Raw genomic sequence first — 16,181 nt, forward strand, 5'->3', positions numbered from 1 at the left:
GGGTCCCGTGCTGGATACGCGAATGCGCCCAGCCGTTAATTTTGCCCGACCGGGCGAGCAGACCCGCTGGAGCTATGCAGTGAGTGATCCGTTTGGGGGCGCCTAAGCTCCACCTAGGCGCATATCTATGCGCCCGAGTCCCGCTCTCCTACTGCCGGGTCCCGGAACAGCGTGAAGACGCGGCTTGAGAAGCGCCATTCTCCCCCGTGCTGGATGAAGCTGTCAGCGTATTCGCCGAACACCTCGTTGCCGGTGCCGAAAATAGGGCCAGCCATCATGCTGCTCGCGAATGCGCGGTCGCCATGCACCTCTACAAGCAGGTTATGGATCAGCGGCACCGGGTGCGAGCGCCCCTTGCCCGAAACGAGGTAGGATACAAGATCCTGCGGACTCTCGAAGCGCTGCACCACCGTGTGATCTTCACGATCTGGCGCGCCTTCACGCACCTCGAACGTCGCTCCTGGCGCGAAGAGTTGCTCCACATCTTCCGGCCTGTCCCTTCGTACGGCAAGGGCATACGCATGTACGAGATCGGCAATGGCCAATCGAGCCTCGACCTGCTTCAGCCGATCCGCTTCGCTCATGCGGACGCAATCTCCCGAACGGCACAATCCGCGCGAATTGCCTCGCTGCGCTGGGCGACGGAGGGCCATACGTCCGGGTGGGTGAGGATGTAGAGCCGATCTGCCTCTATACCCTCGCAGACCATTTCGCCGACTTGCGCTGGCGTCACCGACGATTCCGGCATGGCTGCTGTGTACTGCCGGATGTCGCCACCCGCCCGGACGGTGTTCTGGGCCAGGTTCGTCTGTACGTAGCCGGGACATAGGACACTGACGCCCACGCCGTGCGGCTCCATCTCCATTCGCAGGCTTTCGCTCAGCGCCGTCACCCCGAACTTGGCGACCGCGTATGCCCCAACACCCGGAATGCTGGCAGTGAGGCCCGCCTGTGAGGAGGTGTTCACAATGTGCCCGCGCCCACGCTCCCGCATATCCGCTGCGAAGGCAAAGACCCCGTTGACGATGCCCACGAGGTTGATCGCCAGAATACGATCGAAGCTCTCAGGATCCATGTCGGCGAAGCCTCGCCCGTTGGGGGCGATGCCAGCATTGTTAACGAGAATGTCTACAGGCCCGCGCGCAGCTTCGGCCTGCTGTTTGACTCGCTGCCACGCCTCACGGTCTCGCGTGTCGAGCACCACGCCCGACAGAGAGGGTTCGGAAGCGCAGACTTGCGCCAAAGCGTCTTCGTTGATGTCCGCTATGGTGACGGCCATGCCGCGCCGTGACATCGATTGCGCGATTCCCAACCCGATGCCACTTGCTCCACCGGTAATGAACGCGTGCCTGCCCTCGTTCAGTTTCATGGCCTTGCGCCTCTCCATGTCATCTTCTGTTTCTTGAAGTCAGGATGCAGCACGTCCGCCTCGCATGCAATCTCGGCGCAAGCACTTCAGTCGATTGCGCATATACGCAGATCCTGAGAGGCGTTTCTGGGCTCAAGACCTACCCGGCGCGCCCGGGCGTATGGTCGCTGCTCGGGGTTCGGTGAAAGGCTGACGGGCGTCCGGGCAGTGGCCCAGTTGTCCAAGTACCGCTGACACAAGACTGCGCCACCTTCACCCCATCTGAAACAACATCGCCGCTCGCCCGTCTCCCCCCATAGGAGACGCTGATGGAACATGGCGAAGCGCTAAGACTGTTCGGGGTAACGCTGGTCGGCGCCACTCCCGAGAATGCCAAGAAGATGTTGATCACGATCGCCTTGATCGTGGCCGTCCTCCTTTTCTCGACCCTGTTTCGCGCCCTCTTGACCCGCTCACCCGGCAAGGGGCTCACCACCATCCGGCTTCGGTTCTGGTCCAGGCAGGCCGTTGGTCTGCTCGCCGGAAGCACCCTGGTACTGGGGATCGTCTCCATCTGGTTCGACGACCCCACGCGCCTGACTACCGCGCTGGGCCTTGTCACCGCCGGCATCGCTTTTGCATTGCAGAGGGTCATCACGGCCATCGCAGGCTACTTTGTCATCCTTCGAGGCAAGACGTTCAACGTCGGGGACCGGATCGTCATGGGCGGTGTACGCGGAGACGTGATCGCCCTCACCTTTATGCAGACCAAGATCCTCGAGATGGGGCAGCCGCCCGCGGTGAATACCGCCGATCCTGCCATGTGGCTCCACTCGCGCCAGTTCACCGGCCGCATCGTGACGGTCAGCAACGACAAGATCTTCGATGAACCGATCTACAACTACACGTACCACTTCCCCTACGTCTGGGAGGAGATCCGGCTACCGGTCAGGTACGGGGACGATCGCGCCACCGTCGAGGCCATCCTGCTCGAAGCAGCACGGCGGCATGCGGTTAAGCTGGAACAGCTCAATTCACAGGACCATACCGAACTGGAGCGCCGCTACGGCATCAAGGCGGTGGAGATCGAGCCGAAGGTCTACTGGCGGCTCACCGACAACTGGCTGGAACTCACCGTACGGTTTCTGTCTCCGGACCATGACACGCGCCTGATGAAGGACGCGATGAGCCGGGAGATCCTGGCCCGCCTCGATCAGGCTGGCATCGGCATTGCCTCTGCCACATACGAGATCACCGGCTTGCCGTCGCTCGAGATCGCACGGAAAGGCTGACGAGATGAACGACGCTGGCATGCCGAAGGGGCGCTTCGTGTGGCGGGCGACAGGGAGGTTCGAGTGCGAGGGGGCGTGACGGGCTCTCGCGAGCATCTGCTCTGGTCGAACTTCTGGGCGCTGCCCTGCCTCATGATCTTCGCTGCGGCGGGCCTGACCAGCGCTATGTTGGCTCTCGACGCAAGAGGGGGGTCGGCATGGGTGATGGACGCTGGCTGGCCGCTCAACATTCCGCCGACAACGGCTTTGGAGCTGGCAAGCGGTCTGGTCACGCTCCATTCCGCCTTCGCTACCCTCTACTTCTCCATCACACTGCTCGTGCTGACCCTCGCAGCCAGCAATCTCGGTGTTCGCCTCATCGACCGCTGGATCAGCGACCGGACTATACGGTTCACCCTGGGGCTTCTCCTCTCACTGCTGACGTCCTCTCTGATCGTGCTGCTGTCCACGGGTGGTGAGGCGGCGGCGTCGGAGGAAATCCCGCGCTTGAGCCTGCTCGTGCTCGTCTGCGCAACGGTCGGCACCCTGGGCTGGATGGCCAATGCGCTTCACCACCTGGGGCGCACCGTTCATGTGGACACCTCCATCACCAGATTGGGACAAGACGCCGCCACCAGCGTAAGCCGCAATCGTCACCCGGGCCCGCCCGGACTTGAGCCGACAGCAGGCTCACCCATTCGTGCGTGCAACACCGGCTATATCGACGCGATCGATACCGAGCGCCTCCTTCGCGAGGCAAACAAGCGCGATGCCTTCCTGGTACTCACGCACGGCAGGGGAGACTTCATGATCGCGGGTGAACAAATCGGGTGGGTTGTCGGCGCGCCGGGCGAATGGATAAGCCAGCATATCGCATGCTCCTCATTCCGCAGCGACACCGGGGGGCCCCTCTTCGAAACGAACCTGCTGGTAGAGATAGCCGCCCGCGCCCTGTCACCGGCAGTGAACGACTTCTACACCGCCCTTTCATGCTGCGACCGGATCGCTGCGGTTCTTGCGGTCGCACTGGAGGTGCATCATGCGCCGCAGTGGCTGACCGACCGGGAGGGCACACCGCGCCTTGAGCTGCGGCGGGAACGAATTACCGAGTACATGGACGGTCCTCTGAAGGCGCTCAGGCAAGCTGTGGCCGCGTATCCTTCAGTTGCCGTCCATATGCTGAATTTGATTGCCCGCCTGCCCGCCTGCGACACAGGTGACGAAGCCCTGCGCAAGTTCCTGCTTGCTCACGCCGAAGCACTGGCGGACCATGCGACGGCACGCGCCGAACTCGACCAGGACCGCACGGACATTGCGATGGCCCATGCCCAAGCCCGCCAGAACCTTTCGCTTGACCGGTTATGACAAGTTCGCCGTCCGCCGCCTCCCCTGTTCACTGCGCCTGTTCAACGCGGAGCAGGTCGAGCATCGCCCGCTTCTGGCGTCTCACCAAATCTGCATCTCGGCGTCTTCCGCAGAGATTCGGCCGCGCTCGTCCATCATGTCCTTGGTGATACCCGCGACATAGCCACCCAGATCCGGCTCGTAGGTCAGATCTCCCCAGGACACTCGCATGTATCGCGAACCGCCAAGGCCGAACAGGCCGCCGTCCGATACGATCACATGCGCCACCTGGCCGGTTCGCTTGTTGACCATGAGGTTGTGAACGTGGCCGATTTTCGCTCCGTCAGTCCCGTAAACCGACGTACCCTCAACGCGGTCGGAGCCGATCAGCTCGTGATTGCCGACGGTCTCGACAGGCGCCCCGGGGCCGCTCGTGTCGATTTCTCTCTCTGGCATGCTTGGCCTCCTTTCGAAGACCAAACGCCCCGGCCGCCGGCAAGTTCGTCCGCTATCGGCTGATCGCCTGCAGAACGGATCAGCCTTGTGCCTCGCGGATCATCTTGAAACCGTAAAGCAAGTGCTCAAGCTGCCCATCGGGCACAGGAGGGAAAGCAAGCTGTTCGCCGCCTGTACGGATAGCGTCGATCTTCACCGCCACGTCCTCCAAGGTCCACTGCGGCTCGAATACCCCGGCATTCTCCGCGACCCAGGCGCGTGCAACACGGCCGCCCATCGCGACGTACATCTCACCGCTCGCGGTGCAATCCTCGTGGCACAACCAGCCGACCATCGGCGCTACCTGTTCCGGCTCCATCGGCGGGAACTTGCTGGTGTCGATGCCCTCGGACATCCGGGTGACCGCGGCAGGCACGATCAGGTTAGACTTCACGTTGGCGTTCTGGCCCTCAATCGCCGCCGTGTTGGACAAGCCCATGAAGCCCGCCTTGCAGAGCGAGTACGTCACGTTATCCGACTTGCCGTAGAGGCCGTTAATCGAGCTCGTCAGCACGATCCGTCCGTACTGCTGGGCCATCATGTGCGGGAAGGCTTCGCGAACGACGTGATAGGCACCCTTGAGGTGCACGTCGAGAACCGAGAGGAAGTCCTCGTAAGCCAGTTCACTCAAGCTGCCGCGCCGCACATTTCCAGCTGAGTGGATCAGGATGTCAATGCGTCCGAAGCTGTCCAGCGCGGACTGGATGATAGCCTTGCCACCTTCCGGCGTTGCGACGCTATCGGTGTTGGCCACTGCGTCGCCGCCCATGCTGCGGATTTCCGCGGCGAGCACTTCGGCAGGCCCCTCCTCCGTCGCGTCTCCGGCCATCGAAACGCCCGGATCATTTACGACGATCTTGCAGCCTCTGCTTGCAAGCAGCAGGGCATGCGCGCGCCCCAAGCCCCGGCCTCCGCCCGTGATAACGGCAACCCGGTTATCGAAGCGCAGTTCTGCCATCTCTCATCCTCTCCATCTCGGTCTGCTGCGCTCTCTTAGCGAAGAGAGCGAGTCAGGCAACGACTCCCGCGGCCTTCAGCGCGGCAATCCGCTCGGGCGACAAGTCCAGCACGTCCGATAGAATGGTGTCGGTATGCTGCCCGAGCACCGGGGGCGCCTCCGGCAGTGGCTGCTCGGCATCGGTAAAACGGATCGACCGGTTGACGATCGGGATAGGACCAAGTGTCGCGTGCTGCGCCTCGACAACCATCTGCCGGGCAACTGCCTGAGGCTGGGAAAGGGCTTCCGTCACTCCCAGGATCGGCGCGTGCGGCACCTCGTATCGGGTAAAGATCTCAACCAGCTCATCGACGGTGTGCCTTTCCGTGAAGGCAGAGACAATCGCATTCACCTCCTCGCGCGCATCGCGTCGCTTCTCCAGCGTATCGTAGCGCGCATCGTCGGACAATTCCGGTTGCTCTATCGAGCGGCAGATGCGCCCCCAGAAGCCGGGCGTGAGGCAGGCGACGACGATCGAGCCGTCTGCGGCCGGGAAGATGCCATAGGGAACGAGGTTGGGATGCTGCGAGCCCACCCGCTGTGGGTCCTGTCCCGTGAAGAAGGCAAGTTGCGCGATGTAGCCGAGCATGCCCATGAGACCGTCCATCAAGCTCACATCGATGTGACGCCCGACGCCGGTGCGCTCGCGCTCGTACAGAGCTGAAAGGATGCCGATCGGTCCGTTGATACCGCCCACGAGGTCACCGAGCGGGATGCCCAACTTGGTGGGCAGTCCGTCGCGCTCGCCGTTCATGGACAGCGTGCCGGACATCGCCTGAAGAACGATGTCGAAGCTTGGCCGGTCCTTCAGCGGCCCCGTCTGGCCATAGCCAGAGATCGAGCAGTAGATCAGGCGCGGGTTGATCGCCTTGAGCGCCTCATATCCCAGGCCGAGCCGCTCCATCACGCCAGGCCGATAGTTCTCGACAAGAACATCGCACTTGGCAGCAAGGTCCTTCACCAGCGCCAGACCCTCGGGGCTCTTGAGGTCGACCACGATCGACTTCTTCCCGCGGTTCACGGCGAGATAATAGTGGCTCTCGCCATCGCGGATCGGCGGAAACGTGCGAGTTTCGTCGCCGGTGCCCGGCGGCTCGATCTTGAACACTTCAGCGCCCAGGTCAGCCAGCGCAAGACTCGCCGCGGGTCCAGCCAGCACGCGCGTGAAATCGATCACGCGCACGCCGGCCAAGGGGCCTTTCCACTCGGATAGTTCGCTTCCGGTCATCGGCTCATTTCAGGTTATCTGCCTCTCTCAAACCCCGCCGCTTCCGGTCTGTTTACGACAAGGCCCGAACCTCGCGAAAGGTTCGGGCCCACATCGTCATGCCGGTTTACGAGCAGGCATGCTCAGGGGATCAGCCCTTGCTCGGCAGTTCCGCGACGGCGGTACCGAACGCAGAGAGCTCACCGCGATGGGTGGTCGCCTTCTGCTCGATCTCGACGTACTTCTTGCCGTTCTCTTCGAACTTGCGCTTCACTTCACCGGTGATGATGATCGCATCGCCATCGGGATTGTGACGGCGGATCTGGCAGCTCGACTTGTGGAGGAAGCCGTCATCGCCGATCCAGTCGGTGATGTGGTGCGTCAGCCACGAGGTACGCTCTGGACCGTAGTCGTAAGCACCGGGCGCGCCGACCTCGAGAGCGAACGCCTCGTCCCAGTGCACGCGCTCCGGGCAGTCCGGCACGTTGAAGCGGTTGCGGATGCCCAGGCCCGGGTGCGCCTTCTGCATCTTGTACGCCAGACGGTTGGCGCGGATGTAGAGGCCGCCCCAGCCCTGTGCGTAAGCGATGAAGCCGGTGACGGTCATCGGGCCCTTCATCATCGGCGGCAGCTTGTCGCCAACATTCACGTCCTCGAAGTAGCGCGGCGTGGCGCCACGGATCTCTTCACGGTCGTAGATGTCGTAGAACTCGTCGAGCTGCTCCTGCGTGAAGGGCTCAACGCGACCACGCGCTTCGGTGTACTTCGTACCACGCTCACGCGCCTCGTCACGATCGGTACGGAACACCCAGGAGTCCGCACCCGCGACCTTGTCACCGTGCTGGTTGAAGAAGTCGACGTGGTAGATCTGCTGGAACGAGCGGCCGGCGAACTTGGTCTGGTGCTCGACGAGATCCTTGAGGTACGCCTCGGTGTGGATCGTGTCGTTGCGCAGAACCGGCTTTTCCCAGGTCCAGTCTGCGCCCGCCCACATGGCGTGCACGCCCGAGAGGCCGCCGCAGTAGCCGGATACGATACGGCTGGTGGTGAACAGGAACGAAGGGAGCGCCACGAGCGTGCCGTACTTGGTGTTCTTGGCGTACTCGGGGTCGCACCACAGTGGGTTATCGTCGCCGATGCCATGCGCGTAGTGACGGATCGCGTCACGGCTGGCTTCGTAGTTCCAGGGCTCGACCGTGTTTTCGATCTTCACGCCGATGCGGGCGCGCAGATCGTTAAGGCCTTCCTCGGTGATCTTGGGGAACTTGTTCTTGGGAGCGTCTGCTTCTGCCATCTAACTCTTCCTGACTAGAATTCGTTTGGTTCGTGGGATTGGATTAAGCGGCTGCTGCTTCGGCAGCCTTCGCTGCCTCGCGGTCCCGCAGCATCTTGCGGTGGACCTTACCGGCGGGGTTCTTGGGGAGTTCGTCGACGAACTCGACGATGCGCGGGAATTCATGCTGCGCAAGGCGCTCACGGGTGAAGTCCTGCAGTTCGCGAATGAACTCGTCACTGCCCTCGCGGTTGGCGACAACGAAAGCCTTTACGACTTGGCCGCGCTTCTCGTCGGGTACGCCGATAACGCCGCACTCCAGCACATTGTCGTGGCGCAGCATGGTGTTCTCGATTTCGACGGCGGACATCGTCCACCCGGCCGAGATAATCACGTCGTCGGCACGGCCGCAGTGATAGAAGTAGCCGTCCTCATCCGTCTTGGCGCGGTCCTTGGTGGTCATCCAACCGCCACCACGCCACAGCATGAGCTCCCCGATCTCGCCTGGATCGGTGACCGTGCCATCAGTCCGATGGACTTCCAGCTTCTGGCCCGGAACCGGCTTCCCGAGCGAGCCGGGCTTCACGACGAAGTCCTGGGCGCCTGGATAGTTCACCAGAACCACGCCGATCTCGGTCGTACCGTACATGGAGCAGGCGGGTACCTTGAAGTACTCGTCGATCCACTCCAGCGTCGCCGGGTCGATCGGCTCACCGGTGTAGGACAGCTTCTTGAAGTGGAAGCTGAAATCGCCCCCCTTCCCGCTGTTCTTCATCATTCGGTAGTGGGTCGCCGCCGCGGACATGTTGGTAATCTTGAAGTCGTCCAGCGCCTTCATCAGACGCACCGGATCGAAACGCCCGGCGAACGTGCCCGTGGTCACGCCCATTGCGAGCGGCGCCAGCGTGCCGTGCCACAGACCGTGACCCCAAGCGGGCGAGGACGGGCAGAAGAATTCATCACCCGGACGAATGCCGGTGCCGTAAAGCGCCGCAAACATCAGCGTCACCAGAGTGCGGTGCGAGTGCTTGACCGCCTCCGGCAGCTCGCGCGTGGTACCGCTGGTGTACTGGAAGACGGCCATGTCATTGGCCTTCGTCTTCGGCGTGTAGGTGGTGGGGTACTTCGCGATCACATCCAGCAGGCCGTCATCCGCTACGACGACGCGCGGCTTGCCATCGACCGCCACGGAGCGAGCAAGCTCAGCTTTCTCGACGTTGGTGATCAGGATCGAGGGATTGCAGTCGCCGACGCGCAAACGCAGCGCGTCCGGACCGAACAGCGTGAACAGAGGTACTGAAATCGCACCTGTCTGCATCGCGCCGAACAGGCAAACATAGAAGGGCAGCGAAGGCTCGAGCATGAAGGCGATGCGCTCCCCCGGCTGCACACCCTCGGCGTCAAGCCAGTGCGCAAACTGCGCGGCGCCTGCAGAGATCGTATCGAAGCTCAGGATCTCGTCCGACCCATCGGCATGGGCAATCCGCACGGCCGGGCGGCCGGAACCATCGGCATGACGGGTGATGCACTCATGCGCGATGTTCAGGTGCTCGCGATCACCATCGAACAGTTCCCAAAGCGCTGCCGAATTGGCGTGCGCCTGAGCATCGGCATAGCTGGTGTAGTCGGTGAGCCTGGTCATCAATCAATCCCACATGCTGCGCTGAGTCGCGCCAGTCATTTTTCTTGCGTTGAGCGCTGATGGCACATTCACCTTGTCATTGCAAATATTGAACGTTATTCAACATATTGAATGAGCAGCGATCAACATCCGGTGATAGACTCGCAGCTCGCCACCAGTCTGAAGGCGAGCAAGGCCCCTGCAATTTCCCGGGCTGCGGCGATCTTGCGCCTCTTGGGCAAGCGCAGTCAGCCAATGGGCGTGCAGGCGATCGCGCGCGAACTCGGGCTGGTGCCGAGCACATGTCTCTATGTCCTGCGCGCGCTCGCTGAAGAGGAACTTGTCGCCTTTGATCCCGACACAAAGCGCTATGCTTTGGATGCCGGGGTACTGACGCTGGCGCGGCAGTGGCTCCGGCACGACCAGTTCCATGAACTGGCACAACCGCTTCTGGACAGGCTGGCGCGGGAGTTCGGGCTAACGACGCTGGGCGCGCAGCTCTTCGGCCTCGATCACATCATCGTGACGGCCATGTCGCAATCGGGCGAGGCCTTTCAGCTCTCGACGCAAGTCGGCAGCCGCTTTCCGGCGCTGGTCTCCGCGACTGGCCGCTGCATTGCGGCGTTCGGCGGCTGGTCGGACGCGCAGCTCAAGCCGCGCTTTGAAAAGCTGCGCTGGGATGAGGCACCCTCGTGGGAGGAGTGGAAGGCGCAAGTCACGGAAGCTCGGGAGACGGGGATTGCGGTGGACGCGGGGCACTACATCTCCGGCGTTACGGTGGTCGCTGCGCCCGTCTGGAAGACGGAGGGGCGGCCGAGCCATGCCCTCGTCGCCATCGGCATCGGCAGCGCCATGCGCGGTGAGGGTCTCCCTCGCCTGAAGGAGACCCTGCTGGGCGCCTCGCGCAGTTTGAGCGATCAGCTTTCGGGCTGAAGCGTCTTCAGGCGTCCCGCTTCTTCAGCAGAACAGTGCGAAGCATCGAGAGCGCGGTTTCACCACGCTGATTGGTGAGCTCGTGCTTGAACACCACGATGCCCTGGGTCGGCCGCGACTTGCTCTCGCGCATCTCGACCACTTCACTGGTGCAGGTGAGCGTATCGCCGATAAAGGTCGGCTTGGGCGTGACCACTTTGTCGAAGCCGAGGTTGGCGACCAGCGTCCCGACCGTCGTGTCGGCAATCGAGAGGCCGACAGCGAGGCTGAAGGTGAACGTGGAGTTCACCAGGATTTGCCCGAACTCGCTCGCCTTCGCAGCTTCCGCATCGAGGTGCAGCGGCTGCATGTTGTGGGTCATCGCCGAGAACAGCAGGTTGTCGGTTTCGGTGACGGTGCGGCTCGGCTGATGGGTGATTGTCTCACCCACCTGCCACTCATCGAAAAACTTGCCGGGCATAGTCTTATTCCTGTTCCTCGATCCGGGCGAGCAACGCCTCAACCTGCACCTGCTGGCCGGCTGATGCGCTCAATTCGGCCACCACGCCATCGAATGGCGCGGTCAGCGTATGCTCCATCTTCATCGCCTCCAGCGTGAGCAGCTTCTGCCCCGCGGTGACGGTCTGGCCTGCTTCGACATCCACCGAGATCACCTTGCCTGGCATCGGCGCCAGGATCGCTCCGGATCCGGCTGCGGCGCCGTGCACGCCCTCGCGCCGCCAGGGCGAAAGCTGCCATGCCTGGCCCTGCTCGGTCACCAAAACGGATTCCGCAGGATCGTCACTGCCATTCCCGATGGCGATCTCCACGTCCTGCCCGTCGAGCAGGAACCATGCCTTGCGCACCGGTGCCGCGTTCAGACGCAAGCCGGGCATCGCGTAAGCCGCCACCAGCGAGTCCGCCGCCGCCTGCAGGACTTGCGGCGAAGGTTCGGGCACTTGTGCCATAGCCTCGCCATCGCGGCCGATCAGCCCGGTGTCGACAGTTCCGGCTACGAAGTCCGGATGCTCCAGAGCTTTCACCAGGAACGAAGCGTTCGTTTTCACGGGCCAGACGGCGCTGTCCGAGAGCATTTCCGAGAGCCGCTCGCGCGCTTCGTCGCGGTCCTCGCCCCAGGCGATGACCTTGGCGATCATGGGGTCGTAGAACGGCGAGACTTCGGCGCCCTCGTAGACCCCGGTATCGATGCGGCCACCTTCAGCATCGCCGAATTGCAGCAATTCCAGCTTGCCGATCGAGGGCAGGAAGCCCTTGGCAGGGTCCTCCGCATAAAGGCGCGCTTCCATCGCCCAGCCGTCGATGCCGAGCTCGTCCTGCGCGACCGGGATCGGCTCGCCGCTGGCGACGCGCAGTTGCCACTCGACAAGATCGACACCGGTGATCTCTTCGGTGACGGGATGCTCGACCTGCAGGCGAGTGTTCATCTCCATGAACCAGATGCGGTCGGCGCGCAGGCCTTCCGATCCGTCGGCGATGAACTCGATCGTGCCGGCACCGACATAGTCGACGGCCTTGGCAGCGCGAACCGCCGAGGCGCAAAGCTCGGCGCGGGTGGCCGCGTCCATGCCGGGCGCGGGCGCTTCCTCGATCACCTTCTGGTGCCGGCGCTGGAGCGAGCAATCGCGCTCGAACAAGTGGACGACGTTGCCGTGGGTGTCGCCGAACACCTGCACTTCAATGTGGCGCGGCGAGAGGATGTACTTCTCGATCAGCACGTGGTCGTTGCCGAACGAGGACGCCGCTTCGCGCTGGCACGAGGCGAGCGCGTCGATGAAGGCGTCGGGGCTCTCGACCAGACGCATGCCTTTGCCGCCACCACCGGCGACGGCCTTGATCAGCACGGGATAGCCGATCTTCGCGGCTTCCTCAGCGAGGAACGCAGGGTCCTGATTCTCGCCCATGTAGCCCGGCGTCACGGGCACGCCCGCTTCGGCCATCAGCTTCTTGGCCGCGTCCTTAAGGCCCATCGCGTCGATGGACGAGGGGTTGGGGCCGACCCAGACGAGGCCTGCGTCCTTGACCGCTTGCGCGAACTCGGAGTTTTCCGAGAGGAAGCCGTAGCCCGGGTGAATGGCTTCGGCGCCGGTCTGCTTGGCGGCGGCGATGATGCGCTCGCCGATCAAGTACGACTCACGCGCTGGCGAAGGGCCGATGTGCACGGCCTCGTCAGCTTCGCGCACATGCAAGGCTTGCGCGTCTGCGTCCGAGTAGACGGCCACAGTGCGGATGCCGAGCTGCCGCGCAGTGCGGATGATCCGGCAGGCGATTTCGCCACGGTTGGCGATGAGGAGGGATTTGATCATGGTGCTTCCTCCAGTCATCACATCCGGAACACCCCGAAGCGGGGTGCCTCCGGTATCGGGGCTTCGAGGCAGGCCGACAAGGCCATCGCCAGCACGTCACGCGTCTGCACGGGATCGATCACGCCGTCGTCCCACAGGCGGGCGGTGGCGTAGTAGGGGTTGCCTTCGTCCTCGTACATCTGGCGGATCGGGGCCTTGAAAGCTTCCGCTTCCTCCGGCGTCCACTTGGCGGCGTCGCGGTGGACCGTCGCCAGCACCGATGCCGCCTGCTCACCGCCCATCACCGAAATGCGGGCGTTGGGCCAGGTGAAGAGAAAGCGCGGGTCGTAAGCGCGGCCGCACATGCCGTAGTTGCCGGCGCCGAAGCTGCCGCCGATCAGCACCGTCAGCTTGGGCACTTGCGCCGTCGCCACCGCGGTGACGAGCTTGGCACCGTGCTTGGCGATCCCTTCTGCCTCGTACTTGCCGCCGACCATGAAGCCCGAGATGTTCTGGAGGAACAGCAGCGGGATGCCGCGCTGACAGGCCAGTTCGATGAAGTGCGCGCCCTTCTGGGCAGACTCAGAAAACAGCACGCCGTTGTTGGCGAGGATCGCCACCGGCATGCCCCAGATATGCGCGAAGCCGCAGACCAGCGTGGTGCCGTAGAGCGCCTTGAACTCGTGGAACTCGCTGCCGTCGACGATGCGGGCGATCACCTCGTGCACGTCATAGGGCGCGCGCACGTCCTCGGGGATGATCGAGTAGAGTTCCTCCGGATCGAAACGGGGCGGGCGCGGCTCCTGCAGCGGCAGGTTGTGCTGATGCGCCGGGCCAAGGTGGCTGACGATATCGCGCACGATGGTCAGCGCATGCTCGTCGCTGTCGGCGAGATGGTCGGTGACGCCGGATTTGCGGCTGTGGAGGTCTCCACCGCCAAGGTCTTCGGCCGAGATGACTTCACCCGTCGCGGCCTGCACCAACGGCGGGCCGGCGAGGAAAATCGTGCCCTGCTCCTTCACGATAACGCTCTCGTCGCTCATCGCCGGCACGTAGGCGCCGCCTGCGGTGCACGAACCCATCACGCTGGCGATCTGGGGGATGCCCTTGGCGCTCATGTTCGCCTGGTTGAAGAAGAACCGGCCGAAGTGGTCGCGGTCGGGGAAGACTTCCGCCTGGTTGGGCAGGTTCGCGCCGCCGCTGTCGACCAGGTAGACACATGGCAGGCGATTGGCATCGGCGATCTCTTGAGCGCGAATGTGCTTCTTCACCGTCAGCGGGAAGTAAGTGCCGCCCTTTACCGTCGCGTCGTTGGCGAAGACCATGCACTGCCGGCCCGAGACGCGGCCGATCCCGGCGATGATGCCAGCGCCCGGCACTTCGTCGTTGTAGAGACCGTTCGCGGCGAGTTGCCCGATCTCCAGAAACGGCGAGCCGGGATCGAGCAGCCGCTCGACGCGATCGCGTGGCAGCAGCTTGCCGCGGCTAAGATGTCGCTGGCGCGAGCGTTCATCGCCGCCGAGTGCGGCCTTGGCGACTTTGTCACGAAGTTCCTGGGCCAGCCCGCGGTTGTGCGCGGCGCGGGCCTGCGCCTCGGGGCTGGCGAGGTCGAGTTTGCTCTGGAGCACCGGGGCGCTCATCATCTCTCTCCTGGCGGTTTGTGGCGTCTATCTAGCGAGAGCGCCCGAGTGACGGAAATTGAAAGTTGCAAGGGTTCGCCATAGACAACTTCTATGATCGACCAATACATGCTGCGCTACTTCCTGGCCGTGGCCGAGCTCGGCAGCTTCAGCCGCGCCGCGCGTAGCGTCAGCGTGACGCAGCCCACGCTTTCGGCCGGGATCGCCAAGCTGGAGCGGGAACTGGGCGCGCGCCTGTTCGAACGCGAGAGGAAGGGCGTCTCGCTCACGCCTGCGGGCAGCCGCTTCCTGGCAAGAGCGCGGCGGATCGCATCGGAGTACGAGCAGGCCCTCCTGGAAGTTCAGGCGGAGCCGGAGCCGCGTGTGCTGCGCGTCGGCGTGCTCGGCACGATCCCCACGACGCTGGTGGAGGGCGTGCTCGAACGCCACGCGGCCGCAAGCCGGGGTGAGGAAGTGCTGGAACTGCTCGATGGCTCGGAGCGCGAGCTGGCCGAGCGGCTCGACCGCGGCCGGATCGATGTGGCGCTTACCGTCGTTCGCCCGCACCATGCCCGCTTCCCGACCGAGGTCCTCTCCCGCGAGCGGTATATGATGGTGCTGCCTCCCGATCATCCCCTCGCCCACGAGCAGGAGGTGCAAGCCGAACAGCTCGCGCGCGACCGGATGGCGCTGCGGCGGCACTGCGAGGCCCTGCCCGACATCAACCGCTTCTTCACCCAGCGCGGCGTGCGGCCGCGCTTCGTGCTCAAGACCACAAGCGACGCTCGGGTCCTCTCGGTCGTACGAGCGGGCGCAGGAATCGGCATGATGCCCGAGGGGTTTGCCGATGATACCGTGCGCTTCGTGCCGGTGCGCGATTTCGAGCTGATGCGCGAGGTGGGGTTCGTCTACGCCGGAGCGATGCAGCGCGAGATCGGCCAAGACAGTCCCTTCATCGCGCTTGTCCGAGAGCAGTACGGCAGGGCATAAAACCACTGAGATAAACAGGGAGAGATGGGATGCAGGCTTCGTCGATGGAAGGAAAGGTCGCGCTGGTAACCGGCGCCGCAGCAGGGCTGGGCCGCTCCACTGCGCTGAAGCTGGCGCAAGCTGGCGCGGATGTCGCGATTGTCGATATCGCCGAGGACGGGCTGCGCGAGACCGCGAGCGACGTCGAGGCCGCCGGACGCAAGGCGCTGGTCTTGTCGCTGGATCTTTCGGAGCGCGCGAACTGCGCCACGGCGGTCCAGCAGACGCTCGGCACTTTCGGAAGACTCGACGCCTTGTGCAACGTGGCAGGCGTGATGAAGCCTGGGCCCACAACCGCGTTCCCCGACGAGGCCTGGGATCTGACCATGAAGGTCAATCTGGAAGCACCGTTCTTCCTGATCCGCGCTGCGCTGCCGCACTTGCTGGAGGCGCACGGCGCGATCGTGAACGTGACGTCGTGCGCGGCATTCCAGGGACAGGCCTACTTCGCGGCCTACTGCGCCACCAAGGCCGGCCTCACCCACATGACCAAGGCGCTGGCGATGGAGTACATCAAGGAGCCAATCCGCATCAACGCGGTGGCGCCGGGCGGAATGATGACCGGCCTCGTCCATGGCATGGCGGCGCTTGCGGGCTGCGACCGGGAGCTGATCGGCCGGATGGGCTCACTGCGGGGGATGTGCGAAGTGGATGAAGTAGCGGATTGCGTCGCCTTCCTCGCCAGCCCGGCGGCCAAGTCGTATCACGGCGCCTGCATCAACGTGGATGCGGGAATCACGGCGGACTGATCGCCTGCCCCGC

At 63.8% G+C, this 16,181-nt stretch carries 15 protein-coding genes; 5 read left to right on the plus strand and 10 right to left on the minus strand.

Annotated elements, in window-relative coordinates:
* Positions 1-125 precede the first annotated feature (125 nt).
* Positions 126-584: a nuclear transport factor 2 family protein gene (locus ABUH87_RS08925; RefSeq protein WP_367772649.1), complete on the minus strand. Its 459-nt coding sequence runs from the start codon at positions 582-584 to the stop codon at positions 126-128.
* The gene (locus ABUH87_RS08930; RefSeq protein ID WP_367772651.1) at positions 581-1,369 is read right to left on the minus strand and encodes an SDR family oxidoreductase; all 789 of its coding nucleotides are present in this window, start codon (positions 1,367-1,369) and stop codon (positions 581-583) included. Before ABUH87_RS08930 ends, ABUH87_RS08925 begins: the two co-directional genes overlap by 4 nt.
* Positions 1,370-1,677: 308 nt before the next feature.
* On the opposite strand from ABUH87_RS08930, the gene ABUH87_RS08935 reads away from it, so the two are divergent.
* Positions 1,678-2,640 carry a mechanosensitive ion channel family protein gene (locus ABUH87_RS08935; protein ID WP_367772653.1) on the plus strand — a complete coding sequence of 321 codons (963 nt, stop codon included), beginning with the start codon at positions 1,678-1,680 and terminating at the stop codon, positions 2,638-2,640.
* A 39-nt stretch (positions 2,641-2,679) separates the two neighbouring features.
* Positions 2,680-3,984 carry a DUF2254 family protein gene (locus ABUH87_RS08940; RefSeq protein WP_367772655.1) on the plus strand — a complete coding sequence of 435 codons (1,305 nt, stop codon included), beginning with the start codon at positions 2,680-2,682 and terminating at the stop codon, positions 3,982-3,984.
* Positions 3,985-4,065: 81 nt separating this feature from the next.
* Here ABUH87_RS08940 and ABUH87_RS08945 read toward each other — a convergent pair whose 3' ends face one another.
* From ABUH87_RS08945 to ABUH87_RS08965, 5 genes are all read right to left on the minus strand, one after another.
* On the minus strand, positions 4,066-4,419 hold the full coding sequence (locus ABUH87_RS08945) for a PRC-barrel domain-containing protein (RefSeq protein ID WP_367772657.1): 354 nt from the start codon (positions 4,417-4,419) through the stop codon (positions 4,066-4,068).
* Positions 4,420-4,498: 79 nt separating this feature from the next.
* A complete protein-coding gene (locus ABUH87_RS08950) occupies positions 4,499-5,416 on the minus strand; it encodes an SDR family NAD(P)-dependent oxidoreductase (protein WP_367772659.1) in 918 nt (305 codons plus the stop codon).
* Between the two features lie 52 nt (positions 5,417-5,468).
* Positions 5,469-6,683: a CaiB/BaiF CoA transferase family protein gene (locus tag ABUH87_RS08955; RefSeq protein WP_367772661.1), complete on the minus strand. Its 1,215-nt coding sequence runs from the start codon at positions 6,681-6,683 to the stop codon at positions 5,469-5,471.
* A gap of 130 nt (positions 6,684-6,813) precedes the next feature.
* Positions 6,814-7,956, minus strand: coding sequence for an FAS1-like dehydratase domain-containing protein (locus ABUH87_RS08960; protein WP_367772663.1), 1,143 nt, complete (start codon positions 7,954-7,956; stop codon positions 6,814-6,816).
* Positions 7,957-7,999: 43 nt separating this feature from the next.
* On the minus strand, positions 8,000-9,577 hold the full coding sequence (locus tag ABUH87_RS08965) for an acetate--CoA ligase (RefSeq protein WP_367772665.1): 1,578 nt from the start codon (positions 9,575-9,577) through the stop codon (positions 8,000-8,002).
* 111 nt (positions 9,578-9,688) lie between these two features.
* Between ABUH87_RS08965 and ABUH87_RS08970 the strand changes: the two genes are divergently transcribed.
* Positions 9,689-10,489, plus strand: coding sequence for an IclR family transcriptional regulator (locus ABUH87_RS08970; protein ID WP_367772667.1), 801 nt, complete (start codon positions 9,689-9,691; stop codon positions 10,487-10,489).
* A gap of 7 nt (positions 10,490-10,496) precedes the next feature.
* Here ABUH87_RS08970 and ABUH87_RS08975 read toward each other — a convergent pair whose 3' ends face one another.
* The 3 genes from ABUH87_RS08975 to ABUH87_RS08985 are packed head-to-tail and all read right to left on the minus strand — an operon-like array spanning position 10,497 to position 14,411.
* Positions 10,497-10,949 carry a MaoC family dehydratase gene (locus ABUH87_RS08975; protein ID WP_353984592.1) on the minus strand — a complete coding sequence of 151 codons (453 nt, stop codon included), beginning with the start codon at positions 10,947-10,949 and terminating at the stop codon, positions 10,497-10,499.
* Positions 10,950-10,953: 4 nt separating this feature from the next.
* Positions 10,954-12,792, minus strand: a complete 1,839-nt coding sequence (locus ABUH87_RS08980; RefSeq protein WP_367772670.1) for an acetyl/propionyl/methylcrotonyl-CoA carboxylase subunit alpha — start codon at positions 12,790-12,792, stop codon at positions 10,954-10,956.
* 17 nt (positions 12,793-12,809) lie between these two features.
* A complete protein-coding gene (locus tag ABUH87_RS08985; protein ID WP_367772956.1) occupies positions 12,810-14,411 on the minus strand; it encodes a carboxyl transferase domain-containing protein in 1,602 nt (533 codons plus the stop codon).
* Between the two features lie 93 nt (positions 14,412-14,504).
* Between ABUH87_RS08985 and ABUH87_RS08990 the strand changes: the two genes are divergently transcribed.
* Together ABUH87_RS08990 and ABUH87_RS08995 are read left to right on the plus strand one after the other, a co-directional pair.
* The gene (locus tag ABUH87_RS08990) at positions 14,505-15,380 is read left to right on the plus strand and encodes a LysR family transcriptional regulator (protein ID WP_367772672.1); all 876 of its coding nucleotides are present in this window, start codon (positions 14,505-14,507) and stop codon (positions 15,378-15,380) included.
* Positions 15,381-15,409: 29 nt separating this feature from the next.
* Positions 15,410-16,168 (plus strand): SDR family NAD(P)-dependent oxidoreductase, encoded by a 759-nt coding sequence (locus ABUH87_RS08995; protein WP_367772674.1) that lies wholly within the window; start codon positions 15,410-15,412, stop codon positions 16,166-16,168.
* Positions 16,169-16,181: the final 13 nt, after the last annotated feature.

The sequence above is a fragment of the Novosphingobium rhizovicinum genome (assembly GCF_040813635.1).
GTDB lineage: Bacteria > Pseudomonadota > Alphaproteobacteria > Sphingomonadales > Sphingomonadaceae > Novosphingobium > Novosphingobium rhizovicinum.